Below are 23,199 nucleotides of genomic sequence, written 5' to 3'. Positions count from 1 at the left end.
AGGAAACCTGAGGTAAACAAGATTCGAGTCAGACTCCTTGATGATTATATGAAAGCCCTAGGGTGTCATTACGCATTCTAATTATGGTCTAGCCATATTTCTCTGCATATTGACCGAGTATTATTTTCTTGTCTGAACGCTGCAACAATCAATCTCTTTTTGGCATAAAATCCTAACCCTGTCAGCATAGACATTCGGTCAAACTCGTTTTTTATAGAAGAATCCATTACCAATTATTCATATTAAAACCTGACGAACACTTAAATTAGATGAATAGCTTTAGCCTAAAACCGCTCAATATTTCCGATAACACATCAAAAGAATTAACTTTGTATATAACAAAAAATGATAACGTCACCTATTATTCGTAGCATGGACAGTCTGGTGTTTTACCTGGCATCATAAAAAATGAATAAAAATCAATGAACCACCGAGGTCCAAACGCAGAGATGAGTTCGCAGTAATTAATACAGATTTAGCCTATTCTGTAATAATGAATTAACCCATTAACGCCTAAATATTTAGTTTCCCTACCGAGTGTGCTGATAAATTTAAAGCTGACAAAACATTATTCTGAAAATTTACTTATGTTTCTACTTTGGTTAATGTTTTGTCATTATAAAATAGTGGATTAATTCAACACCAGCCGCTCAGATTACTCCTAATAAGCTGTATTCATTTTATGGCTGATATACAATCAGCAAGCCAGAATATGGTGACAGTTTTTCTTACTCAAGGAAGTCGTGCTCAAACAGGAGTGACATCATGCCAGATGATGAAAATAAAAATGAGTCTTTGACGACGACTCTACGCCAACAAATAAATAAGTTGCGCGATATTATCGAGAATAACTCAGACTGGATTTGGGAAATTGACGCTAATGCCCACTACACCTTTTCATCCTCTAAATGCCTAGAGTTCTTTGGCCGAGCGCCCCATGAAATTATCGGTAAATCATTATATGATTTTATGCCCAAGGATGAAGCACAGCGATTCATGGATGTTTTCAGCAAAATCAGCGCCGAGCGTCGCCCTTTTTCTGGTTTAAAAAATCGTAATCTCCGCATTGATGGTTCTGAAATCTTACTCGAAACCAGCGGAGTTCCGTTATTTGATGAGCACGGCGAATTCAAAGGTTATAGAGGTATAGATCGCGACTTGACAAATTTTCCTATCAACGCCCCACAGCGCTTATTTGAATTAGAATCTATCTATTCCAACGCTCCCGCCGGATTATGTTTTGTTGATACCACTCTGAGCTACGTCACCATTAACGATTATTTGGCGAATTTATTAGGTAAACACGCCAATGAAATTAACGGTCGAAAAGTGGTTGAGATCATGCCGAGCATTGTTCCTATTCTACGTCAGGCTCTACTGCGGGCTTATAATAACGAAAATATTCTGGACGCTGAATTTCAGATGCCCGGCGAGAAACACATTTTTTTTATTCGCATGAAAGCGGCTCGAGATACCCAAGGCCGGGTAACCGGATTATCCGTCGCCATGATAGATATCAGTTGCCTGAAACAAATGGAAGCCGCGCTGCGCAGTAGCAAAGAACATTACCGTAATATGGTGGAGCTGAACCCACAAATTCCCTGGACCGCGGCACCCGACGGCCGAATTACCGATATCAGCAGCCGATTTGAAAAAATAACCGGTTTTACTCGCAAACAGGCCTTGGAAGATGAATGGGTTAGAACCATTCATACAGAGGATCGGCATATCGCGCTGGTCAGTTGGGAGCATTCGCTGCGCACCGGCGAATCTCTCGATATTGAAATCCGTTTTTGCCACGTTGAAAAGGGCTGGAACTGGATGCGAATTCGCGCCACGCCAAGCCTGGATACTGACGGTAACGTTATTTGCTGGTATGGCACGGCGGAAGATGTTCATGAGCGTAAGCTGCTGGAGCTAAAGCTGGTTAAAGCCAATCGACGTCTGGAGATTCAGGCACGCACTGACTCATTAACCAAATTACCGAATAGACGGGAATTCAAGAAGGTTTTATCTCACGAATTTCTACGTGCCAAGCGTACAGATACGCCACTGGCATTATTGATGATCGATATTGATTATTTCAAAAACTTTAATGACCACTACGGCCACGTTTCTGGTGATGCCTGCCTGAGATTGGTTGCCCGCGCCTTAAGAAAATCACTAAAACGCAGTACGGATATTGTCGCTCGCTATGGAGGAGAAGAGTTTTCCGCAATTCTCCCCGATACCGACGAAGCTGGCGCAGCGTTGGTCGCTAAACATATTTTGGAATCCATTCGTATCATGGGTATTAAACATGCGGACAGCGAATTCCAGAAAGTGACAATCAGCATTGGTGCCAGTTTTTATCATCCATTAGTGCACTCACCCGACATCGATCAATCTCATCTGCTGTTAGCGGCGGATAAGGCACTGTATTTCTCGAAAAATAATGGGCGTAACCAATATAACATCCAGAAACTGGCCGAATAAAAACCCGTATTTTTCTACGTCTGCATTTGGCGCTTTTAATAACCTCGGCTATTCTCAATAATGCGGCCTTATCTGGTCACACCTCCTACCACCATAATCTCCAGGAGTTTCAATGAGAAAGTCAGTATTAAAAATAGGCAGTTTTGAGATTGATGATGCGCAAATATCCCCTCAGCAGACCAAAGGGGAAAATACGCTTAGTATTCCCTGCAAATCAGATCCAGATCTTTGCACGCAATTAGACGGTTGGGATGAGCACACCAGCGTTCCGGCGCTCTTGGATGGGAAACAAACGTTGTTGTATAAGAAACATTATGATCGGCATCAGGATGCCTGGGTAATGAGGATGACATAGTTGGTTAGCAAGAAAACCCGTCCGTCGAATAACACGAGGTGACAGACGGCGGGTTTTCCCTCAATATTTTTAACCCTTATCGGGCAGTATTCGTATCGAATCGTTAGATTATTCATTCCTGCCGAACAAGTCGTGTTTTCAGACTAAAATCAAAACGTCTCAATCACTTTAAATTTCATGCAGATCAATGTCATATCAGGTGAGAACATATCATAAGCCTCAAAGAAGCGCTGATGTTCTTTACGCCAATAGGCCAGAGTACGATCTCCTTCACCTTCGGCAAAAGCATGTGCTTCATCGACCTGATCGTAGGTTTTGAGATCCACTTCCGTCAGTTCAACGGCACAGGCCGGCACATTTTTTCCATTCACTACCACAAATACATCGCCCACCTGCGGTACGCCATCTCCATCTAAAGAGGCACAAGTGGCCGTTTTTACGCCTTGCAATACCAGCGCCAATAGCTCATCTGCGACGCTTTCAGTATCACCAAATGCCCAACGCTCAGCATTTTCATATTTTTGAGGAAGGCTAGTGGCCATGATTTTCCTTATTTCGAATTCTATTTCTTACATTATTGATACAACGCATATTACACTTTATCTCAAGCAATGCGCACAGAGTATATCTGCTCATCAGCATAGTTTTTCGTTACTATACTGACGTAAATGAACCAGATAGATAAGAGGAAAATGATGGTAACCAAAAGATTACATAAAAAGCACTGGAAAATGTTCCTGGTACTGTTATGCATTTGCCTGGCTCTGCTGCTATTACGCTGGGCAGCGATGGTATTTGGTTAACGTTTTTGATCGCTGGGCAAAAATAGGCTGCCGCACTTTAGACAAACCAACGCCTTATTTTTCTGCACTTTTTCTGTATCCTGCTGAGATGCCTTACCGCATTCAGGGCAAGTGACTTTAGTTTGAGCCTTGCTGATCAGTCTTCTGAAGCTATCGATCAATGACATAATCTTACCTCGTGGTTGTCTATGTCATGAAGTTACGTGAACCGCGCCAAAGAAACTGTGCCAACGCCGTCATTGGTTAAAATTTGTGCTTTATAAAGCAGTTTAGAGATCGTGCCAGCCCGAGAAGAGAGAACGGCGGTGAGTTACCGCTGCAACAGGAAGGTCTACTTTTCACCACGTGGCATGACAGGCATGCTCTACGCAGTGAAAAATCAGAGAGGAGTTAAGTATCAGAGCAGGATCAGTGATTCCACAGTTCCTGAATTAAACCTCTGACGCGAACCTTGGATGACCCAGCAACCAGGCTGATAACTCGCTTGGCACTCAACGCGGAAACTTCGGTATTCCATTCGTCAAATGAGTGATCGCTATAGCTATCATTGAATACTTTTTTGATCGAGGATTCAGCTTCTGACATCTCACTGAAACTCTTAGCATTTACTAAGCACTGAGCAATAATTGAGACTTTTTTCATGATTTATCCTTGATTATCGGCCGCATAGTGTAGCACAATCACTGCCCTCTTGATCACATGCTGGTTAAATTGTTTTTAAATTACACCAAGTGTCTGATAAATAGTCCAATTCAATCTAAACAATTCTCCATCAAAGCAATTTCTTCATTAGAAATATTGCTAATACTCGCCTCACTGTCATTAATCTTTCACTGACTGTTCATTTTTTGTTCACTTATCGCTCATATGATGTCACAGTCAGTATTCAGAGACGTTATCCGTTCAGGATAATGGAGGTGCAACATGACCAATAATCTCTTTTTATACCTGCTGTTCATCGTCTATGTGGCGGCAGCGGCAATCGATAACTCAACCGTTTTCTTTTTGCAATAAATCCGGCGGCCGACCGAAATCCATCGACCCCCGTTGATATCAGCAAGGTGCGTTAGAGCACCGACTTCCAAGCTGACTGCGGTAATAAATACACCGCCGCCTCCGCAGACTCCCCTGCACCAACAATATGCCCAATCCCCGCGGCCATCACAGCCAGTGTGACATCAAAAGCATTCAGGCTATCGCCATAACCCGCGGTCAAATTAAACATGGAACCATCGGCCAGCAGATACACAGTTTTCTCTCCAACCGAATAGGCGAAAACGTGCTGCATCGGCTCACTGCTCGGGTACTGTTTTAAGAAAGCGGTATCAATCTCTTCTGCAACGTGACCCACGTTGAGAATAAACACCCCATCTTTGGCATCAGCCAGACGAGCGCCGGAAAGTACATTTTTCGCACCGGTCGCGGTAGCAATCACGTCCGCTTCTTTGACAGCGTCAGCCAAATCAACAACCTGCCAGCCGTCATAACGCGCCTGTAAGGCTCTGGCAGGATCTATTTCTGCCACAGATACTTGACCACCATACGCTTTAGCCGATGCCGCCACGCCCTGCCCAACCAGACCATAGCCGATCACCACAACTTTTTTCTCATGCAAGGTTAGATGCGTAGTTTGGAAGAATGTATGCCAAGCCGTCAGCCCCACCATATGGCGGTTATGCAGCCCCTCTTTCACCGGCAAATCATCCCAGTTATAAATCGGATAACGCGGAGCCAGACCTTGTAAACGGCTAATACCAGAGCCCGTGGCTTCCAGGCCGGCTTTAATTTTAGGCCCATCAGGAGACTGATGCAGCCGAGTTGTTAAATCAGCGCCCATTTCGCATAAGTGTGTCGGTTGCCATGCCAGCGCCCGATCGAACGAAGCGGACCATTCTTCAGCGCTCATGTCTCGCCAGGCGTGAGCTTCTGCGCCTTGAGATACCAGATATTCCACCACATCATTTTGTACCGTCGTCGGGTTACAGGTTGTCAGATAAACCCGCGCCCCCTTTCTCAATAAACCGGCCACCAGCGGTGCCATTTTCAAATCCAGGTGCATGTTACAGGCCAGACGCACCTGGCTGAGATCCGGTAATGCCGCCACTGCGGCCAGCGTACGTGGCATATGGCGTTCAGCCCAAGTCAGTTCACCGTTGAAATTCTGGTACATTAACAGCCCCTTTCAGCAACAATAAATCTGCCCGTTCAGCCGTTATCCAGCCACAGTCGGTCAGTGAAGTCATTTTGTCTCGCTAGCCTGCTGTGCCGCGGCCTCGCTGAGCAGCACATCCATTTCGATCGTTCCCGGCGGTCGCAATGACCATACAGGGCCACGCAGCGCCTCGGCGTAGCCTGCCTGATAAAGTTTCTCCATCTTCACTGGATCAAAGATTTCGGCTCCATTGATATCAAGATTTGATGGAATAGTGATCCAATGAAAATCGGCTCCCTCGGCTAGGGAGAACGCATAAATACGGTATAAATCCCCGACCACCGTAGCTTTACTCGAAGAATCCAAAGTACGCATGGCAATATTCCGAACCAATCGAGGCGTAGGTTCAGGACGTGGCCCGAGCTGGCCGTTGTGGATTATATAAATATCTTCTTTGCTATTCGTAATACCGGCTCTGGCGCGCACAATTTTGCCGCTGAATACGCCGCCGTTATAAAACACTCTGGCTCCGACGCCGCCATCAACATGCATTTCGTCATAATGTTTACCCTTGGCCACCACGTCGAAAAAGACCGGAGCAAACGCCACCGGCACGGAGGACGATGCCAGCATTATCTTGCGAAATAGTATTAATGATTCCGGCGTGCCTTTTGTGGCGAGCAGCCCCATATTCCAGACAAAAAAGCGTTGAGAATCGAGATCCACCGTTCCGATATACAAACGACGACCATGACGATATTCCACCGCTATTTCACGCAATAATTGCGCAGTAATATGGCCATCAATTAGCTGTGACAGTGGGCTGGTATCCGCTAGGGCCTCACGGAAGAAAAGACGGAATAATAAGTTATCGAGATGAAATATATCTCGCGTCGTCGTCGTGGTATAAAAATCGTGTAACGCCTGATCGTGATCGCTGCCTAAAAATGCAAAAGGCGCAATTAACGCGCCAGTCGATACGCCAGTTACCACTTTAAACACTGGCCGCTTACCGGTCTTACTCCAGCCATTTAAAAAACCTGCGCCAAATGCGCCGTTAGGCCCACCGCCGGATAGCGCTAAATGCGGATAGACTCGCTGACCGTCAGGACGGAGGAATTGATCCGGTCGTTCATCTTTATAAGATTGCAACAAATCTGCTTCGAAGATCGGGCTGATATGACCAGCAGCCGCGCGAATATTTGGCATACCGGGAATTTCAGCTTCGTCCATTAATTCGACCGGCAAAGGGTTACGTGGTAATTGGCTACAGGCGCCCAGGAAAACGATCGCTAAGATTACGCTAACAAAACGTGCCGTTTTAATGCGATTGAACATTTTAATTTCCGCCTGACACGCTAGCCTGCTTTATCTATCAATATACTACTTTTTTCACCATGACAGAAAAGTCGTTTAGCGTGTTATCCACTGTTCTCACGTCACACGATACCAACAATGTTTACGTAATGGATAACCTACAGCAACGCCGGGGTGATCAAAATCGGGTTTCTGCCGCTCCAACCCTAAACGTTCCATCACGGTTTGAGAACGTAAATTAATTAACGCGGTAAAAGATACAATCTCCGGCAGCGCTAATTGTTCAGAATTCTCTCGCAGTACTTCCAAGCCGCTCTAGCGACCTGTTCTCTCACTTTTCAGCCTTGATTCTCATCGCCATAAAATTGCAGATACACTCTCAAAGAGCAAATCACCGATTGTAAGAGATAAAAATACCGATAAACAGTGCGTTAATTATCGCATAACGCCAGATAAATTCGATTTACACTACGCTTCCCGGCCCTTTTTCTGACTTAATAATTAACCGATTCGCCATGGAGCTTCAATGAGTTACGCACTAGCCCTTAAGACTTTCTTTGATCATCCCGATTTTAAACACAAACTACGACTAATTAGCGATATGGATATCACCGGTTGGGAAAACTGGTTACAAATAGAAATAGCATTATTCTTATGTCGCAACGAACATATTATAAGCTGGGGACGAGAGGTTCGTTTTGAAAACCCAGAGGGTCAGCGGATAGTGCCCGACTTCTTTTTAGTAAATTCGGACGACACCCTTTCATTGATCGAAGTTAAAATGAACAAAAATAAAGTAGCTTGTCTGACGCAGACAAAAAATGATCGAGCAAAAATCAACCTTTTCGGCCCGTCGGCTAGACTGATCTTATCCGGTATTGGAGGTGAGGCGTTTATCTCTCGAACCGGATTAAAAAACAACAGTGTGATCATTAAAGAATGTCTGCATGTCACTGCCTACCAAGTTACCCAAGACGGCAACCCAACCTACAGGGTTCAGGTATCCTGAATAATTAACAGGGAAATACAGCCTTAGATCTAAATGCAGGCTGCTACAGTTTCAATATTCGTCATCAGATAATTGCAGCTGACAGCCACGAAATACATCCTTCACTATTTCACGAATAGGTAGTGATCTCACGAATAGGTAGTGGCTTATTTGGACAGCGTTAACCACTGCTGAACTGAAGGGCGTTGCCATTGATAGGACACATAACGCTGTAAATTAGCCGGTACATCATCCCCATTCATCACTAAACGATTAAGCATCAAAGCTAAATCAGTATCGGCAATAGACCATTCTCCGTTCAAATTATCCTGTCCATCAGCCAGTAGCCAATTGGCGGCTGCGAATAGTTTATCCGCCGCGTTACTGGCAATAGTCGATAACGGCGGGCACTTCATCCCACCAAACAGCACTTCTGTGGGCCTTTCTAATCGTATGGATAATAAATCACTGCGTAACCACGCCTGAATCTCTCTGGTTTTAGCTCTTTGCTGCATCATGTTCGGGTATAGGGATTGATAAGCAGGGGCAGGAAAAGCTTCATCCAAATATTCAGTAATAGCCGACGATTCTGAAATTCGGAAGTCATCAATAATCAAAGTTGGTACACGGCGAGTGAAAGAGAGTTGGGCGTAACTCTGCTGCATATTTTCATTATCCGAAAGATTGATTTTTTTCAGCTCAAAAGGAAGTTGTTTTTCGGTTAAGGCAACAAAAACGGACATTACATACGGACTAAAAAAATCAGCGTCAGAATAAAGTGTAATCACAGGATTATCCATGGTCAGAAGTCATCGGGAATACGGCTTACATAACCTATTCACCTTAGACGCTGTTCCGATCATTGCAATAATTCCTATCACAAAACTTAGACTGACTCCCAACGGACTTTTCGACGCGTGCAGAAATGGAAATCTGTATTGTGCATATTTTGAACAGAAAAAAATACGAATGTACGTTTTCGTCCTGATTAAGGCTGGCGATCTAAAATCGGTGGGCGTAAAATCTTTGTTAATTATTTGCTGTGTCACCGTACGTTAACAAGGCTTTGGAATTACAATGTCATCTGCATGGATCGCTTTAAAAATGATCTACTGGGTTGGAATGGCCCTCTCCACGGTTATCACCCTGGTGACCAGCGTTGATCCCTCATGGAAAATCCGGATTTTTACTGCGCTTCTTATTGGTTTAACCTGGCCAATGAGCCTACCGGTAGTTTTGTTGTTTTTGCTATTTTAATTGACCTATTTTTAGGTTTTTACCTTGCGATAAAGACACCAAATAGCTTGTATTATTTTAAATAAACAAGAGTATTAGCACATTATCTCGATGGTACAAATGGAGTTCAACCTAAAAAGGAAAAGAGTTATTGTCTAAAAAATATTTCGATTGACGTCGGGATAGAATATGTCCGTAGATACGGAGGAATTGCAATATTTTTGTGGGCTAACAGGAGCAACCATAGTATTCCTATCCTATAATAGAATCATTCTTAATATACCTAAATAATTTCCACGCATCTGGCTTGAGTACATGTCTGAATCCAGCCCCCATAGAAAGAACTCTATCTCCGATAGAGTTGCAATTTTCCGCTATTTTTGTCTGACCTGGTTTTTCTACCGCATAGATATACGCGTTTTCTAATGGTGTAATAATAACCTCTTCCCACACGACTAAATAATGTGTATTTCCCCATGGATTTTCTGCTTCATGAACCATTAGAGGTGCCCCAAATGAAGCACACACGGCACCCATACTTGCTGCACAGAGACCATGTCCACCTATTACTTGTAACTCGCCACTAACGAAACCAACCTGCGCCAAGACAATATTGCTAACTGAGTTTTTATCTTTTTCTTTTTATTACAGCAAGTAACTTTGCATTTTTCGCTATTAAATAAAAATATCTTTCTTCCAATATTTTGTACTGTTCATGCTGCTTAGACGTAGCCTCACCAAGTGATAAGTGTCCTAATTTAAATTCATTTATATAATCAGTAACTAACTCCGTTTCACTATTAATAAAACCACTTCTGGGGGGTATGTCAATAATATGCATGAGCTACAGACCTATGAAAAATACGAGTTGTATCCTCTTTTTCTTTCTTGAGTATTAATCGCAAAACCACTCATGTTAATTCCACTTTAACGCAACTAAAACTTTCAAACTCCAAAATAATTTTTTTAAAGATGGAGTGAAGAAATAAATTATTAACACAACTGGTATGTAAGATACTGAAAATATCAACACCTCGTTCTTCTCCATTTTATATGTAAATAAAAAATATATGGCAATAAGAGTTGCAGTCCCCATATATAAACCTAGCAGGCTCATAATGAAAACTCGACTTACACTGGTTTTTTTATTTTTTGCTATCTTGATCAATAGAGTGGCATCGACATTATCCATCCCCAAACTCAATAATGTGTTCTTTAGCTCTTGCTCATCCATACATTTAATTCCTTTTAAAAATAAGTATCTATGTTAGATAACCGTAGTCGCTCGCTTTAATCAGTTTTTATCCAACGGACGAAAGCTTAACCTCCCTCCTCTCCAACCGCAAATCCACCCAGCGCCCATGGGGAATATCCACCGGCTGGACATCACTGTAGCCAGCCCTTTTATTCTGAGTAAATGGGGGAACTGAGATGTTCAGGGGGTACGGACCCACACTACTGCCAGGATAGGTGATCGTGACCTCTTGCGATACCGGCCCCAGCGGCCCTTCTTAACCATAAAGTGACGTAGGTTTCCACATAAAAACGCGTATCGTCGTCGGTTGGGTCATCCTCGCCGTAATCGGCTGACTGATTAATCGCCGTGATCTCGGTGGGATTACTCGGAGCGGGAATACCTAGCCGGAAACTGGGCACAGGATATGCAGAAAAAAACAGCCTATGAATCCAAACAACATCAAGCCCTCACCTTCAATAAATCCCGCAACCTAGTAGTGTACGCCGGTGACAGCATGTCTCGCTTCATCTGCCATGCGCGCTGTATGCCCTGCCCAGCAAACCAGATTTTCCCTTTGCCTGACTGGTTTATTCTGTCCAGCGTTGCCATGAGCTGTTCACTATTGGCTTTCGGCGAGTTTTCATCGAATAACCCGAGTTGTGCCACGCCCTGACCGTAGAAATCGCCCAGCATCACGCCCCCCTTTTGGTAGCGATGACCATCCTGCCAAATACTGTCCAGACAACGCGTGGCGGCGGTTATAATATCTCGGCTATCCTGCGTGGGCGTATAGAGTTGGGTGCTGGCCACGTTGCCATAGTAGGCTTCATTCACCGCAAAGGGGCTGGTTTTGATGAAAGCGGAGATACCTCGGCAATACTGATGTTCTCCCCGTAGCTTTTCAGCTGCGCGCACGGCGTAGCCACATATTGCCTCACGCATATCCTGATAGTCAGTTATTCGTTCGCCAAATGAACGGGAACAGACAATTTGCTGTTTGGTCGGTGCAAATTCTTCCAGCGCCAAGCAGGATTCGCCGCGCAGCTCGCGCACCGTTCGCTCAAGTACCACGCTGAAATGTTTGCGGGCTATCTGTGGGCTGGTATCGGCCAGTTGCAGCGCCGTTTTGATACCTAACAGATTGAGTTTCTTACCGATCCGCCGCCCTATTCCCCAGACATCTTCCACCGGTGTTATCGCCAGCAATTTGCGTTGCCTGAGCGGATCGGATAAATCCACCACGCCGCCGGTTTTGCTCCATTGTTTGGCCGCATGGTTCGCCAGTTTGGCCAGCGTTTTGGTCTGGGCAATGCCGACCCCCACGGTCAGTCCGGTCCATAACAATACCCGTGCCCGCACGTTACGACCAAACTGCTCCAGACTCATGCAGTTGCTTACGCCGCTGACATCCAGAAAGGCCTCATCAATACTGTAAATCTCAACCGATGGAGCCATATCTTCCAGCACAGTCATCACCCGGTTGGACATATCCGCGTAAAGCTCGTAATTACTGCTGAATACCGCCACATTGTGCCGCTCGAAAAGCTGTCGATGCTTAAAATATGGCCCACCCATTTTGATATCGAGAGCCTTCGCTTCCTGATTTCTGGCGATAATGCAGCCATCATTATTGCTGAGCACCACCACAGGCCGCCCGCGCAAATCTGGCCGGAATACGGCTTCGCAGGACGCATAGAACGAATTTACATCAGCCAGGGCAAACACCGGATGCCTCATTGATAACGAAACGGACAACGCCAAAAGTTTCCAAATCATCCCCGCCATCGTGCAGAACTATCGGCGGATAATCAGGATTCATCGCTTCTAACTGTACGACAGGCCTCAGGCACAGCCGCTTGACCGTGAATTCACCGGCAACAGAGGCAATGATAATATCGCCGTGGCTCGGGGAAATGCTGCGATCCACCACCAGCAGCGAACCGTCAAAAATCCCCGCCCCAATCATTGAATTACCGGTCACCCGGACAAAATAAGTCGCTGCCGGATGAGCAATACAAAGCTCATTCAGATCGATTGGCCTATCAACGTAATCCGCCGCCGGACTGGGAAAGCCAGCCGGGATCGTTGCATTAAACAACGGGATAGGAACAATTTCGCGCAGCGGCGAGAGGGAGTGAAAACGCATGATGAAAGCCCAGCAAACTGTATATGCATACAGCATAATTTATGAGTTATCGCTTGTGAAGGGCTGAGTCATGGCTTTTGGACGGTTTCTAGGAAAGGCATTGGTTCTTATCAGAAAATATTTTGGCAATGAATCAGGGCATTTATTTTTACTGATTAGTATTTAGTCTGCCCCCTTTTCTACTCTGGGTTAATTAGATTTGACCACCTGCTAAGTGCCAGAAGCGGTCATGACAAAATCCACAGTATGTTAATTAATAGTGAGGCCGGTCACCGTTGAGCATTGAATGTGAGCCACGCTGCGGGAAAGCCATAAAGTGCCCTTCGTCGCGGCCGCTCCGCTTTCTGTTATTCCCTGAAACGGGGCGCGAACAATTCAAAATTTCCTCAATGAAGATCTGATCGACCAAATGATTATTACGCGCTTTCCCATCTTACTTGGAGGAGGCAGGCCACATGCGCGATGCCTTGATCAAGTAATTTTATCCCTCTAGGGTAAGACATTAAATTTTTATAAATGTCTTTTAGCAGTCAGAAATACATTTATACCCTTGGACTAAAAGTCCGCTTCACGCCCTGAGACATCCAACAAGCTTTTTATGGCCTAAGTAAAGGCGAGCGTCGCGCTTCAAGTGCCAGCAAAAACTTCGCTTCGTCGTAGCGGGTTCTGGTCTTCCACCCGATTACCTGAATATCTTCTGTACATCCCTATAAATCACAGTAAATATTGAATCAGTAAAAAATGGTCACGGATATATTAACCAGTAAGGAAAAGAGCCATGCAAGTACCCACGCTGGAAACAGAGCGTTTACTGTTAAAGCCAATAGTTGCTGAGGATGCATCACAAATTCAAGAACGCTTTCCACGCTGGGAAATTGTCCGTTATATGGTGGCATCGGTTCCCTGGCCCTATCCTGACGATGGTGCAGCGCACTATGTTAATAACGTCGCGCTGCCAGCTATGGCAAAAGGAGTCGCCTGGGTTTGGACCATACGGCACCGGGATAATCCTGACAATTTAATAGGTGTTATCTGCCTAGATGATGAAGAAGATAATAATCGTGGCTTTTGGCTGGTTCCTGAATATCAGGGGCGCGGATTAATGCGCGAAGCCAGTCTTGCGGCGACAGATTACTGGTTTAACACTTTGAACAGGGCAGTATTGCGTGCTCCAAAAGCAACTAAAAATCTCCGTTCTCAGAGCATTTCAGTCAGCAGCGGTATGCGCCTAATCAAAACGGAAAAGAAACAGTTCGTCAGCGGCCTTCTGGACTCAGAGTTGTGGGAAATGACTCGTGATGAGTGGAATGCCCATCACTCAAGCTAATAGGCCAGGATGTCCGCTTGAGTGAAAGCGGAAGTGGGTGACATCGTGTTATGTTGAAATTGAGCTCGGTTCATGAGGTGCGCGGATCACGCAATGAGAGAACTGAAGGGTAAATTAAATGGCTGGAGTAAAATTATGACATATGATTTGATTGCACTTTCTGCAATTGGCTTGGCTATCCTTCTGGGTGCAATGAGCCCGGGAGCCAGTTTTCTGCTCGTTGCGCGAACAGCCATGTCCAGTTCGAGACGTGCGGCATTAGCGGTGGCCGTGGGGATGGGCTTTGGTGCGCTTGTCTTTGCGGTCATTGCGTTAGCGGGCCTTCATACCCTGCTGACTCTGGTTCCGTCACTTTATACGAGCCTGAAGATTGCCGGTGGTTGTTATCTTTTGTGGCTGGCGCTGAAAATGTTTCGTCGTCCTTCCGGCAGAATTACCCATTCAGTAGGCACAGAGGATGTCAGCATATCAAAAGCTTTTACTACTGGCGTATTTACCCAAATCAGCAACCCCCATACCGCTCTGGTATTTGCCAGTATTTTTTCCGCAGCGCTTACCACTAATATTCAGCCTGCCATGTATATTATCCTGCCTTTAATGGCGTTCATTATTGATGTGCTCTGGTATGCACTTGTTTCATGCTTATTATCAACCGACCGACCACGTCAGGCTTACATTAGATACCGCAAGTTTATAGATAAATTAAGCGGAGGATTCATGGCATTTCTGGGGGTACGGTTACTGTTAAAGTGATTAAGTCGATGACAATCTATGTTGCGGATGCGAAGAGTTAAGACCTGCTCTTCGCTCTTAGCCAACTATCAAGTTTGAAAGTTAGCGTGACTGCCATTAACGTTGAGTTGACGATGTCTGTGGCATCCAATTTGGTGCTGACCAGTGACGAAACCTATTACAATGTACTTAACATTTCTAACTCTGAATCATCTGATATTAAAGGGGTTTCTGTTGGCGTAACGGTATCCGATTCTGCGATTGTCTCAGTAGGATATTTCCCTCCGTCCGTTGATATTTCCGCCGGCAAGTCTGTCAATATCAATATTCCGTTGATGGGCGAAAACCCAGGGACGGCAACGATGACAGCAAAACTCACCATGCCAAACGGCTACACAAATAACGGTGACAGTCAGGCTAGCTCGGTGATTCAGGTGACGGAGCAGCGCGATTTGGATGTTTCACAAGAGTATAAATCTCACTGGCGTAAGCAATGGGATAAACCAGAGTTTTTGTATAGCTATCATTTCCTCCTGACTTCATCTTCGGTGCAGGTTCGCAGCTGGCAGCTCTCCTTCTTATTGCCAGAAGGCGCGATGGTTGATGTTGATTGGCTTAATGCAAACAGCAGTTGGATTGAGCTGAATACAGATAAGTCGGTCAATGGTTGGTGTTTCCTTGATAGTACAAAGGGCAATGTTATAGCGCCGGGCATCGATCTACCGATGGATATTCTCATGATTTATCCGGGCGAGGCCGAGGAGTATAAGGTCATTAATAATTTACGACTTGAACAGCTAGCTTAATTTTTAATTTTTAATTTTTAATTTTTAATTTTTAATTTTTAATTTTTAATTAATAACATCTGCACCTGTGGTTGAATATCAGGTGCAGATTCTATTTTAGTTATAATTTTATGCACTCGCGGAGACTCTGTCGCATTAAGGCATTGTTATATAACATGCTGTTTTTTTTTTGTAATATTACCTGCCCATTTCTCTGATCCGAAACGTCTTCCGTCGCCTGCATTATCCCATCGATATTATTGTTCAGTGTGGCCGCGGATATCTGGCTTACTCACTGAGTTTACGCAACCCAACAGAGATGATGGCAGAGCGCGGTATTGTCGTTGACCATTAATAAATCTGCGACAAAGCTATTTCTTGTGCAGCCTGACCGGCTACATATCATAAACAGGAGAATACCATGAGCACATCGTTGTTCAGCAGAACCCCGAAGGTCACGGTCTTTGATAACCGCGGCCTGACCGCGCGCGACATCGCGTACCATCGCCACCCTGATGCCCCTGAGGTGACAAATGAACGCATCACACCCCACCAGTACGACGCACGCGGCTTTCTGACGCAGAGCGCCGACCCGCGGCTGCACGACGCCGGTCGCGTAAATTTCAGCTACCTGACGGACCTGGCCGGAGGCGTTCTGCGTACACAGGGGGCGGATAACGGTACTAGCGTCAGTCTGAACGACGTCGCCGGACGACCGTTTATCGCGGTCAGTCATATCAGCGCCACCGATGAGGGCACTGAGGACAGAAGCCTGGCGGTGACCCGCACCTGGCAGTATGAGGATGCGGCGCTTCCGGGTCGACCACTAAACGTGACGGAGCAGATCAGCACTGAAGTCGCCCGCATCACGGAGCGCTTCGTGTATGCCGGCAATACTGGCGCAGAGAAGACTCTGAACCTGGCGGGATTGTGCGTCCGTCATTACGATACGGCAGGACTGGTGCAGACAGACAGCATAGCGCTGACAGGCGTCTCGCTCTCCGTCACCCGCCGTCTGCTGAAGGACGCGGATAACCCGGACACCGTGGCTGACTGGCAAGGAGAAGGTGCCTCTGCATGGAATGATCTGCTCAGTGGCGAGGAGTATGTCACCCTGACCACTGCTGACGCCACCGGGACGGTGCTGACCACCACCGATGCGAAAGGTAATATTCAGCGCGTGAGGTACGACGTGGCGGGACTGTTGTCAGGCAGTTGGCTGACGGTGAGGGACCGTACGGAACAGGTTATCGTGAAGTCCCTGACGTACTCGGCCGCCGGGCAGAAGCAACGCGAGGATCACGGCAACGGCGTGGTGATCACGTACACGTACGAGGCAGAGACGCAGCGCCTGACCGGCATCCGGACGGAGCGACCTGCCGGCCACGCTTCGGGTGCCAAGGTGCTGCAGGACCTGCGCTATGAGTATGACCCGGTGGGCAACGTGCTGAAAATCACCAATGATGCTGAAGCAACCCGCTTCTGGAGTAATCAGAAAGTGGTGCCGGAAAATACCTACACCTACGACAGCCTGTACCAACTGGTCAGTGCCACCGGGCGCGAGATGGCAAACGTCGGACAGCAGGGCAGCCGTTTACCGTCAGCTACCGTCCCCTTTCCTACAGACAGCTCCGCATATACCAGTTACACCCGCACCTACACCTACGACGAAGCCAGCAACCTGACGCAGATACGCCATTCCCCGGCAACACGCAGCGGTTACACAACCAACATCACCGTAAGCAACCGCAGCAACCGGGCTGTGCTTAGCAACTTGACCGAAAACGCCGCAGACGTGGACGCACTGTTCACTGCGGGCGGCCAGCAGACGCAGCTACAGCCGGGGCTGGGCCTGGTCTGGACGGCACGTAATGAGCTGTTGAAGGTAACGCCGGTGATGCGAGATGGCAGTGCGGATGACAGCGAGAATTACCGCTATGACGGCGGTAGTCAGCGCATTCTGAAGGTCAGTGTACAGAAAACCGGTAACAGCGCGCAGACGCAGCGGGCGCTGTACCTTCCGGGCTTGGAACTGCGCAGCGCGAAAAATGGCGATACGGAAACGGAAAGCCTGCAGGTTATCACTGTGGGTGAGGCGAGCCGTGCGCAGGTGCGGATGCTGCACTGGGAGAGCGGCAGGCCGGATGGAATCACTGACGACAAGGTACGTTACAGTTACGATAACCTGACCGGCAGTAGCGTGCTGGAGCTGGACAGCGACGGCAAACTTATCAGCATGGAGGAATACTATCCGTACGGCGGGACAGCGGTATGGACGGTTCGCAGCGCGGTGGAGGCAAACTACAAGACCGTGAGGTATTCAGGCAAGGAGCGGGACGCAACGGGGCTGTACTACTACGGTTACCGGTACTACCAACCGTGGGCGGGCAGATGGCTAAGTGCAGACCCGGCGGGCTCGGTGGACGGGCTGAATCTGTACAGGATGGTGCGGAATAATCCGGTGGCGTGGAAGGACAATGATGGAAGAATCCCTATCAATACTATGATTCCACCGCCGCCACCGATGATGGGGGGAAATCCACCGCCACCACCACCGATGATGGGAGGAAACCCTCCGCCGCCGCCACCGATGGCGGGAGGAAACCCTCCGCCGCCACCATCGATGCCCGGGCAGCAAAATGTAGCAAAGAAAAACTGGGTTATTAAGGAAGACCCCGCTTTATATAAACAGCAAGGGGGGGAATATCCATACTATTCTTCATTCACAATAGCCTTACAGAAGCTTAATATCAGTCATTATGATTCAATTATCGATATGGACAACTTTATAAGCAAGTGGGCTGAAATTGGTAGAAACATGAAGCCGGCAGCAAGAGATATTAGTCACGACAAGTTTATAGAGGTTCAGAAAACTCTGGGCAAAATTGATGCTGAATGGTCTGGGTATCATTCAGCAGATGTGAACGAAACCTTCCGTGGAGACACGCCAGTAATATCTAATAGTTATTCTTGGCTTGCTGAGTTTATAAATGAATCTGAAGGTAAGAGCGATACTGTACAAAAATCAATGGATTTAGAAATAAAATCTCCCCTCATAATGTCTACAGCTAAGGATCCTAAAATGGGTTATGTGTCAGGTAAAACAATTATGTGGCACTTTGATCTTGAGCCAGGACACGCCGGTGTTTCTGAAGGATTGTATGCCTCCGAGGGTGAAGTGACGTTTCCATTATACAACAGGATGAAGATAACATCTTTACAATACCTTCCTGAAGGAAGGTCTTATATGGACAACCCAGAACAATATGGAACATCTCACCGATATATCATCAAAGCCAGAATGTTACCCCGGTCATAATAACAGGATAGTGATATTGAGCTTACCAGGATTATGTTTCCGCCCCTGAGAGTTTCATTTTTAGTAAGATAAAATACTCCACTCCAGAGAAGGAGTAGCTGTTATCCTGTTTGAGTAAACCTAAAATAGACAACTCAGTGAGACTGTATTTTTGTCTCACTGAGTTTGTTTTGTCTCATCCCGACGTTACGTTTTCCACATCTAAACTTTATTGAGACACTTTTCAGCAAAATGGCTTTTTATAGGGCTCTGTCGCATTAGTGACATGAAGTTGGCAAAAGTTGCGTTACCGATTAGGCAGCCTACAAATAGCGTTGGCAGGGAAATGAAGCCTCAAATATCTAGTCTTAGGTCAGAACTGCACGATCTCAGCCAATACTTAGCGATTCAATGCTGACGCAGCGCGGAACTTGCATTTTAATAAGTTCAATTGCTGTGATCATTGGTCAGTCCTATATTTTATAGCTCACAAGACTGATCTTATAGTTCATACTATGAATCGCAACAATTACTAGAGCCACTTTGAGCAGTCAATGTCCATCCATTGCTCTTTTTTTTTCAAAAAGCCAACAATATCTAACTATCTATAATAAGCATAAAAAAATTCACTTGTTATAATAAATAATCATTGATTCTTATTGAATAGAACATCCCTATGCCACTTAAGATACTTTATTGATTTATCGCTCACCTTTATTTTTACATCTGTTTTTATATTGAGTTTTTCTATCATCTCATTAATTAACGGTTTATCTCCGATAAGCATCTCTCCCTGACCCGAAAAACTGATAAATCCTTTATCGAACAACACATCTACATGCGCAGCCAGCATCAAGCCATTATATGGGTCTAAACGTTCTTCATCAGTACAATGTCTCCAGGGCTTAATATGACTTGCTCGCAGTAATTCGAGCATAGACACTCCTGTCACTGGACATTCAGGATAGTGCTTAAGTACATCTTGGCGAAATAAACCCTGCCCCACCCTTGCCTGGATTAATTTTTCAGTGGTTGTAGAGTCGCTAATCCTCCTAGCTTTAATTTCAGTAATGTCCTTTTCAATTTCTTGATAATCAGAAGCATTATTTTGTTGTATTAAACTGGCTGATTTGCAAATCTTTAACAGTAAATGACCTAGTTCATGGCTGATTTTTGATAGGTACATCTCATTACCATTGCCATTCTGCGGCTTTATTGGCGAACGAGTATCAGGTAATAACGGTGCGATTTCCGCGAGATGTTCCTTTGGAAAGATAGGAGTCTTTAACGTTGTAAATTCAACATCAACCTTCCACCCTTGATCGTCCCAAAAGCTATCAAAGGCAGGAGGTTGCATAGCGTCATAGCAATTGGACTTAGCCACACCTACAGCACCTATTTTAGTAAATGCATAGGAAAATATTACGTCACCAGGATTGACTAATTGGAGCGTATCGTACGCTGGTTTTGATTTTCCATCTTTAGCCCGACAAGGTGCCCAAATAAATCCTTCTTTACGCGCAATTTTGAATGTTTGTTTGTGATTAACCCAAAAAAATTGTTGCTCGGCTGGTTTGTTGCTCATGATTATCTTATAAAGATTTTATTTGCACATAATTTACAGCTCAAGCCATACCTGATCAACCAATGTAATGAAATATTAATCGTTCATGATTGAAATAACAAAATAATCAATTGCATTGCGTTACTCTAACCTAAAACATAATAACCAAATGTGATTAATTTGAGTTGAGCTATTGATATGAAACACTTTTAAAAAGTCCTAAGCATCCATTTTTATAATTAATTTAGGATAAGTAATATTGGATCTGTGCTTGGGCGTGTTTAAATCCATAACAAGTTAAACGAGAACGGCTTATTAGCTCCACCAGTAGAAAATCCGGTCGGGTGCCTGGTGCACTTAATGCTGACTCACTCACCAAAGCATTTGTTAAAGCATTGAAGGCGACCGATCTGGTTTATGAAACATCGCCACCAAGTTTTCATGAAATCCACAGCCTGGCATCGCGGTTGTATGAAGCGGAATACGGTAAGGAGTTTGCACAAAAATTACTCGGTCACAAGTCGATGAAAATGACTAATGTATACCTAGATTTCATTTTCACTGTAAATAAAACCACTGCGAAGGCGTATATCATTTATGTATAAAAAGGCAACATCCATAGCTGCACAGTAAATGTCTTCTTTTTTTCTAGTGTATTTTTTGAATAGTTGCTCATTCACCTTCCCTTTAAGTTAATCAGAACCTTCAAACTCCAAAATAAAGTTTTTAATGATGGGGTAACGAAGTAAAGAATAAGAACTATTGATATATACGCAACTGAGAATGAAATTAAACTTTTAACGTCCGTTTTGTATGTAAAAAAGAAGTAAGTAACAACTAATAATAAATTTGAAAAATACAACCCTCGTAAACTCATGAAGAAAACTCTACTTACACTGGTGTTGTTTTTTTTTGCTATGCTAATTAATGTATCGGCATCGATTGGTAGCATACCAAGTTTAATTAGTTTGTTTTTTAGCTCGACATCATCCATATGTTTAATTCCTTTTAAAAATAAGTATCTATGTTAGATAAACGTAGTCGTTCGCTTTAACCAGTTTTTATCCAACGGGCGAAAGTTTAACCTCATCCATCTCCAACCGCAAATCTACCCACCGCCCATGGGGAATATCCACCGACTGGCCATCGCTGTAGCCGTCCCGTTTATTCTGGGCAAATGGCGGTGAGTTGGGGTGTTCGCGGTGATAAGTGCGGATGGTGATAACACCAGATTCATCCACTTCCCGTTCTAATTGAGCGTGAAAAGCGGATTGTCTTACAGGCCAAACACTTTATGCGAGTTCGTAATTAAACCAAAGCAGAATCACAACGGGGGCAATGAAGGTTAACGCAAGCCATGAGAAAACCTCAAAAGATCGCAATGTACATCAAATTCACACAATTGGAGTCATTACCGATTCTTGCAACAAGACCGGACGAAATATGAAAGTGGAACTCTCATTATTCTAATATTATTAAGTAAAACCAACCTGAGCCCCTTCACTTGTTATAGAGAACTCAGGGAAATAAAGCACATTAAGGACGTAGAGATTCAGCCATGATAAACAATGTCACCAATCAGAATACGATCTTTGGTCATATAGAAACCAGCTACAATCAATCGGAGATTACCAAGAGCGTCAATGAGGCGTTTGGTGTTAAAACCAATGTGACCGATAACGGCGTCTGCATGGCCATGTCGGCAAAGTATCTTGTCAAGAATTCACAGGGGGAGGGTTTTTACGCTTGGCTTGCCGATTCATCTGCCAAATGGCAGGTATTATCTCAATATCTTAACGATGACTATCACCCCCTACCGCCCCCTGAAGCACAAACCAGAATCCAGTATGAACTGAAGGATCACTTCAATCACGTTGGTACTTATATAGTGAACAACGAAGACTTTACCCCCCAATTCGCTGCCCAAGCGATGAGCCTAGCACGCAATGACGAAAAGGGGTGCTACAACATGTGTTATCTACTCACCCCAGACGATGGACCAGGACATGCCGTCGCCTGTATAAAAGATGAGCAAGACCATATCCGCTTTATGGATCCAAATTTCGGCGAGTTATCCTTCACCTCCACAGTTGAGTTTGAAAACTGGATGAGCTCGGTATTTAATAAACATTACTCCATCTTCAGTTCTATGACCGTCAATATCTATGAAGCCCCTGAGTAACGCTGAGACGGTTCCGTCAACCTTGCCCACGCTTTAGACATTATCAGGCCGTACTGTCCTCATGCTTTCAGCATGGCCTAGTAGCTGTCGTGTAAAAATGCAACCGGCCAACGAAAAATTGCCGCAAACGCATCGGGTTGATGGTTTCGATCATGAACAAAACAAGTGGCTAACTCTCCTTTTAGCCGCAGCGATAGAACATAAAGTGCTTCTTTCCGAAAACATTACCGTTAGAAGACGGTGAATCTTTATTCTAAAAGATAATGACTCCAGTTGTGTGAATTTGATGTACATTGCGATCTTTTGAGGTTTTCTCATGGCTTGCGTTAACCTTCATTGCCCCCGTTGTGATTCTGCTATCGCCGTCTGAAGCAGATGTTTGCCGACCTGAGTCTGGAATGCCGTGCGCTGAAAGACGTCATCGAAAAAAAGCTTTAAAACCAGCGATAAAGCGTGAGCTCGTCAACTATCTGACCACGCAGTTTACGATGAGCATACGCCAGGCATGCAGGACGTTATCGCTGAGCAGGACGGTGTTTCGTTATCAACCGAATACACGACGTGATGAACCGGTGATCCAGAGGCTGACTGAGGCGGCTGAA

At 45.2% G+C, this 23,199-nt stretch carries 24 protein-coding genes and 3 pseudogenes; 14 read left to right on the top strand and 13 right to left on the bottom strand.

What is annotated here, in order from left to right:
- Positions 1-765: 765 nt before the first annotated feature.
- Positions 766-2,475, top strand: coding sequence for a diguanylate cyclase (locus tag DBA33_RS15895; protein WP_064518044.1), 1,710 nt, complete (start codon positions 766-768; stop codon positions 2,473-2,475).
- Between the two features lie 112 nt (positions 2,476-2,587).
- Complete coding sequence (locus DBA33_RS15890; RefSeq protein WP_120806802.1) at positions 2,588-2,830, top strand: DUF1480 family protein; 243 nt, start codon at positions 2,588-2,590, stop codon at positions 2,828-2,830.
- A 149-nt stretch (positions 2,831-2,979) separates the two neighbouring features.
- Here the strand turns inward: DBA33_RS15890 and DBA33_RS15885 are convergent.
- Positions 2,980-3,421, bottom strand: a pseudogene (locus tag DBA33_RS15885) (ASCH domain-containing protein).
- A gap of 104 nt (positions 3,422-3,525) precedes the next feature.
- Between DBA33_RS15885 and yniD the strand changes: the two are divergent.
- Positions 3,526-3,633, top strand: coding sequence for a small membrane protein YniD (yniD, locus tag DBA33_RS20990; protein ID WP_235601050.1), 108 nt, complete (start codon positions 3,526-3,528; stop codon positions 3,631-3,633).
- On the opposite strand, the gene DBA33_RS20985 is transcribed toward yniD, so the two are convergent.
- From DBA33_RS20985 to DBA33_RS15865, 5 genes are all read right to left on the bottom strand, one after another.
- Entirely contained in the window at positions 3,630-3,800 is a 171-nt protein-coding gene (locus tag DBA33_RS20985; RefSeq protein WP_167349943.1) for a YnfU family zinc-binding protein, read from the bottom strand. The genes yniD and DBA33_RS20985 overlap by 4 nt on opposite strands.
- Before the next feature lie 241 nt (positions 3,801-4,041).
- Positions 4,042-4,275: a hypothetical protein gene (locus DBA33_RS15880; protein ID WP_049600573.1), complete on the bottom strand. Its 234-nt coding sequence runs from the start codon at positions 4,273-4,275 to the stop codon at positions 4,042-4,044.
- 424 nt (positions 4,276-4,699) lie between these two features.
- Positions 4,700-5,803, bottom strand: coding sequence for an adenosylhomocysteinase (locus tag DBA33_RS15875; RefSeq protein WP_120806801.1), 1,104 nt, complete (start codon positions 5,801-5,803; stop codon positions 4,700-4,702).
- A gap of 69 nt (positions 5,804-5,872) precedes the next feature.
- Positions 5,873-7,123, bottom strand: coding sequence for a patatin-like phospholipase family protein (locus DBA33_RS15870; RefSeq protein WP_120806800.1), 1,251 nt, complete (start codon positions 7,121-7,123; stop codon positions 5,873-5,875).
- A 96-nt stretch (positions 7,124-7,219) separates the two neighbouring features.
- Positions 7,220-7,411, bottom strand: a complete 192-nt coding sequence (locus DBA33_RS15865) for a hypothetical protein (RefSeq protein ID WP_064518036.1) — start codon at positions 7,409-7,411, stop codon at positions 7,220-7,222.
- A gap of 217 nt (positions 7,412-7,628) precedes the next feature.
- Between DBA33_RS15865 and DBA33_RS15860 the strand changes: the two genes are divergently transcribed.
- Positions 7,629-8,111, top strand: a complete 483-nt coding sequence (locus DBA33_RS15860; RefSeq protein ID WP_120806799.1) for a hypothetical protein — start codon at positions 7,629-7,631, stop codon at positions 8,109-8,111.
- 146 nt (positions 8,112-8,257) lie between these two features.
- On the opposite strand, the gene yfcF is transcribed toward DBA33_RS15860, so the two are convergent.
- A complete protein-coding gene (gene yfcF / locus DBA33_RS15855; protein WP_064518031.1) occupies positions 8,258-8,890 on the bottom strand; it encodes a glutathione transferase in 633 nt (210 codons plus the stop codon).
- Between the two features lie 277 nt (positions 8,891-9,167).
- Here yfcF and DBA33_RS15845 point away from each other — a divergent pair, with 277 nt between their 5' ends.
- The gene (locus DBA33_RS15845) at positions 9,168-9,347 is read left to right on the top strand and encodes a GhoT/OrtT family toxin (RefSeq protein ID WP_064518027.1); all 180 of its coding nucleotides are present in this window, start codon (positions 9,168-9,170) and stop codon (positions 9,345-9,347) included.
- Positions 9,348-9,578: 231 nt separating this feature from the next.
- Here DBA33_RS15845 and DBA33_RS15840 read toward each other — a convergent pair whose 3' ends face one another.
- The 5 genes from DBA33_RS15840 to umuD form a co-directional block, all read right to left on the bottom strand.
- Positions 9,579-9,932 (bottom strand): DUF4225 domain-containing protein, encoded by a 354-nt coding sequence (locus DBA33_RS15840; protein WP_162975226.1) that lies wholly within the window; start codon positions 9,930-9,932, stop codon positions 9,579-9,581.
- Positions 9,933-9,954: 22 nt separating this feature from the next.
- Complete coding sequence (locus tag DBA33_RS15835; RefSeq protein WP_120806797.1) at positions 9,955-10,167, bottom strand: hypothetical protein; 213 nt, start codon at positions 10,165-10,167, stop codon at positions 9,955-9,957.
- Between the two features lie 75 nt (positions 10,168-10,242).
- Positions 10,243-10,560 carry a hypothetical protein gene (locus DBA33_RS15830; protein ID WP_064518024.1) on the bottom strand — a complete coding sequence of 106 codons (318 nt, stop codon included), beginning with the start codon at positions 10,558-10,560 and terminating at the stop codon, positions 10,243-10,245.
- Positions 10,561-11,022: 462 nt separating this feature from the next.
- Entirely contained in the window at positions 11,023-12,288 is a 1,266-nt protein-coding gene (locus DBA33_RS15820; protein ID WP_120806796.1) for a Y-family DNA polymerase, read from the bottom strand.
- Positions 12,272-12,709 carry a translesion error-prone DNA polymerase V autoproteolytic subunit gene (gene umuD / locus DBA33_RS15815; protein ID WP_064518020.1) on the bottom strand — a complete coding sequence of 146 codons (438 nt, stop codon included), beginning with the start codon at positions 12,707-12,709 and terminating at the stop codon, positions 12,272-12,274. Before umuD ends, DBA33_RS15820 begins: the two co-directional genes overlap by 17 nt.
- Before the next feature lie 373 nt (positions 12,710-13,082).
- On the opposite strand from umuD, the gene DBA33_RS15810 reads away from it, so the two are divergent.
- The 6 genes and pseudogenes from DBA33_RS15810 to DBA33_RS15785 all read left to right on the top strand — a co-directional run bounded on the left by DBA33_RS15810 (position 13,083) and on the right by DBA33_RS15785 (position 18,872).
- Complete coding sequence (locus DBA33_RS15810) at positions 13,083-13,202, top strand: hypothetical protein (protein ID WP_256966719.1); 120 nt, start codon at positions 13,083-13,085, stop codon at positions 13,200-13,202.
- A gap of 285 nt (positions 13,203-13,487) precedes the next feature.
- Positions 13,488-14,036 carry a GNAT family N-acetyltransferase gene (locus tag DBA33_RS15805; RefSeq protein WP_064518018.1) on the top strand — a complete coding sequence of 183 codons (549 nt, stop codon included), beginning with the start codon at positions 13,488-13,490 and terminating at the stop codon, positions 14,034-14,036.
- A 135-nt stretch (positions 14,037-14,171) separates the two neighbouring features.
- Positions 14,172-14,789: a LysE family transporter gene (locus DBA33_RS15800; RefSeq protein WP_120806814.1), complete on the top strand. Its 618-nt coding sequence runs from the start codon at positions 14,172-14,174 to the stop codon at positions 14,787-14,789.
- 86 nt (positions 14,790-14,875) lie between these two features.
- Positions 14,876-15,574 (top strand): hypothetical protein, encoded by a 699-nt coding sequence (locus DBA33_RS15795; protein WP_162975225.1) that lies wholly within the window; start codon positions 14,876-14,878, stop codon positions 15,572-15,574.
- 187 nt (positions 15,575-15,761) lie between these two features.
- Positions 15,762-15,905, top strand: a pseudogene (locus tag DBA33_RS15790) (IS6 family transposase); the annotation flags it as partial.
- 69 nt (positions 15,906-15,974) lie between these two features.
- Positions 15,975-18,872 (top strand): RHS repeat domain-containing protein, encoded by a 2,898-nt coding sequence (locus DBA33_RS15785; protein WP_346341326.1) that lies wholly within the window; start codon positions 15,975-15,977, stop codon positions 18,870-18,872.
- A gap of 625 nt (positions 18,873-19,497) precedes the next feature.
- Here DBA33_RS15785 and DBA33_RS15775 read toward each other — a convergent pair.
- A complete protein-coding gene (locus DBA33_RS15775; RefSeq protein WP_120806794.1) occupies positions 19,498-20,436 on the bottom strand; it encodes an HNH endonuclease in 939 nt (312 codons plus the stop codon).
- Between the two features lie 323 nt (positions 20,437-20,759).
- On the opposite strand from DBA33_RS15775, the gene DBA33_RS15770 reads away from it, so the two are divergent.
- The 3 genes and pseudogenes from DBA33_RS15770 to DBA33_RS15755 form a co-directional block, all read left to right on the top strand.
- Complete coding sequence (locus tag DBA33_RS15770; protein WP_240442714.1) at positions 20,760-21,020, top strand: tyrosine-type recombinase/integrase; 261 nt, start codon at positions 20,760-20,762, stop codon at positions 21,018-21,020.
- 953 nt (positions 21,021-21,973) lie between these two features.
- Positions 21,974-22,597 (top strand): YopT-type cysteine protease domain-containing protein, encoded by a 624-nt coding sequence (locus DBA33_RS15760; RefSeq protein WP_064518007.1) that lies wholly within the window; start codon positions 21,974-21,976, stop codon positions 22,595-22,597.
- 360 nt (positions 22,598-22,957) lie between these two features.
- Positions 22,958-23,199, top strand: a pseudogene (locus DBA33_RS15755) (IS3 family transposase); the annotation flags it as partial.

The organism is Yersinia sp. IP36721 (genome assembly GCF_003634395.1).
GTDB lineage: Bacteria > Pseudomonadota > Gammaproteobacteria > Enterobacterales > Enterobacteriaceae > Yersinia > Yersinia entomophaga.
The sequence above is the reverse complement of the archived record's forward strand: the minus strand, read 5'-3'. Positions and strand labels throughout refer to the sequence as shown.

Bases quoted from the DNA above. Each gene is read 5' to 3' on its own strand.
- DBA33_RS15805 (WP_064518018.1), top strand. From the start codon at position 13,488: ATGCAAGTACCCACGCTGGAAACAGAGCGTTTACTGTTAAAGCCAATA.
- DBA33_RS15835 (WP_120806797.1), bottom strand. From the start codon at position 10,167: ATGCATATTATTGACATACCCCCCAGAAGTGGTTTTATTAATAGTGAA.
- DBA33_RS15830 (WP_064518024.1), bottom strand. From the start codon at position 10,560: ATGGATGAGCAAGAGCTAAAGAACACATTATTGAGTTTGGGGATGGAT.
- yfcF (WP_064518031.1), bottom strand. From the start codon at position 8,890: ATGGATAATCCTGTGATTACACTTTATTCTGACGCTGATTTTTTTAGT.
- DBA33_RS15860 (WP_120806799.1), top strand. From the start codon at position 7,629: ATGAGTTACGCACTAGCCCTTAAGACTTTCTTTGATCATCCCGATTTT.
- DBA33_RS15800 (WP_120806814.1), top strand. From the start codon at position 14,172: ATGACATATGATTTGATTGCACTTTCTGCAATTGGCTTGGCTATCCTT.
- DBA33_RS15845 (WP_064518027.1), top strand. From the start codon at position 9,168: ATGTCATCTGCATGGATCGCTTTAAAAATGATCTACTGGGTTGGAATG.
- DBA33_RS15870 (WP_120806800.1), bottom strand. From the start codon at position 7,123: ATGTTCAATCGCATTAAAACGGCACGTTTTGTTAGCGTAATCTTAGCG.
- umuD (WP_064518020.1), bottom strand. From the start codon at position 12,709: ATGCGTTTTCACTCCCTCTCGCCGCTGCGCGAAATTGTTCCTATCCCG.
- DBA33_RS20985 (WP_167349943.1), bottom strand. From the start codon at position 3,800: ATGTCATTGATCGATAGCTTCAGAAGACTGATCAGCAAGGCTCAAACT.
- DBA33_RS15875 (WP_120806801.1), bottom strand. From the start codon at position 5,803: ATGTACCAGAATTTCAACGGTGAACTGACTTGGGCTGAACGCCATATG.
- DBA33_RS15760 (WP_064518007.1), top strand. From the start codon at position 21,974: ATGATAAACAATGTCACCAATCAGAATACGATCTTTGGTCATATAGAA.
- DBA33_RS15895 (WP_064518044.1), top strand. From the start codon at position 766: ATGCCAGATGATGAAAATAAAAATGAGTCTTTGACGACGACTCTACGC.
- DBA33_RS15890 (WP_120806802.1), top strand. From the start codon at position 2,588: ATGAGAAAGTCAGTATTAAAAATAGGCAGTTTTGAGATTGATGATGCG.
- yniD (WP_235601050.1), top strand. From the start codon at position 3,526: ATGGTAACCAAAAGATTACATAAAAAGCACTGGAAAATGTTCCTGGTA.
- DBA33_RS15785 (WP_346341326.1), top strand. From the start codon at position 15,975: ATGAGCACATCGTTGTTCAGCAGAACCCCGAAGGTCACGGTCTTTGAT.
- DBA33_RS15880 (WP_049600573.1), bottom strand. From the start codon at position 4,275: ATGAAAAAAGTCTCAATTATTGCTCAGTGCTTAGTAAATGCTAAGAGT.
- DBA33_RS15775 (WP_120806794.1), bottom strand. From the start codon at position 20,436: ATGAGCAACAAACCAGCCGAGCAACAATTTTTTTGGGTTAATCACAAA.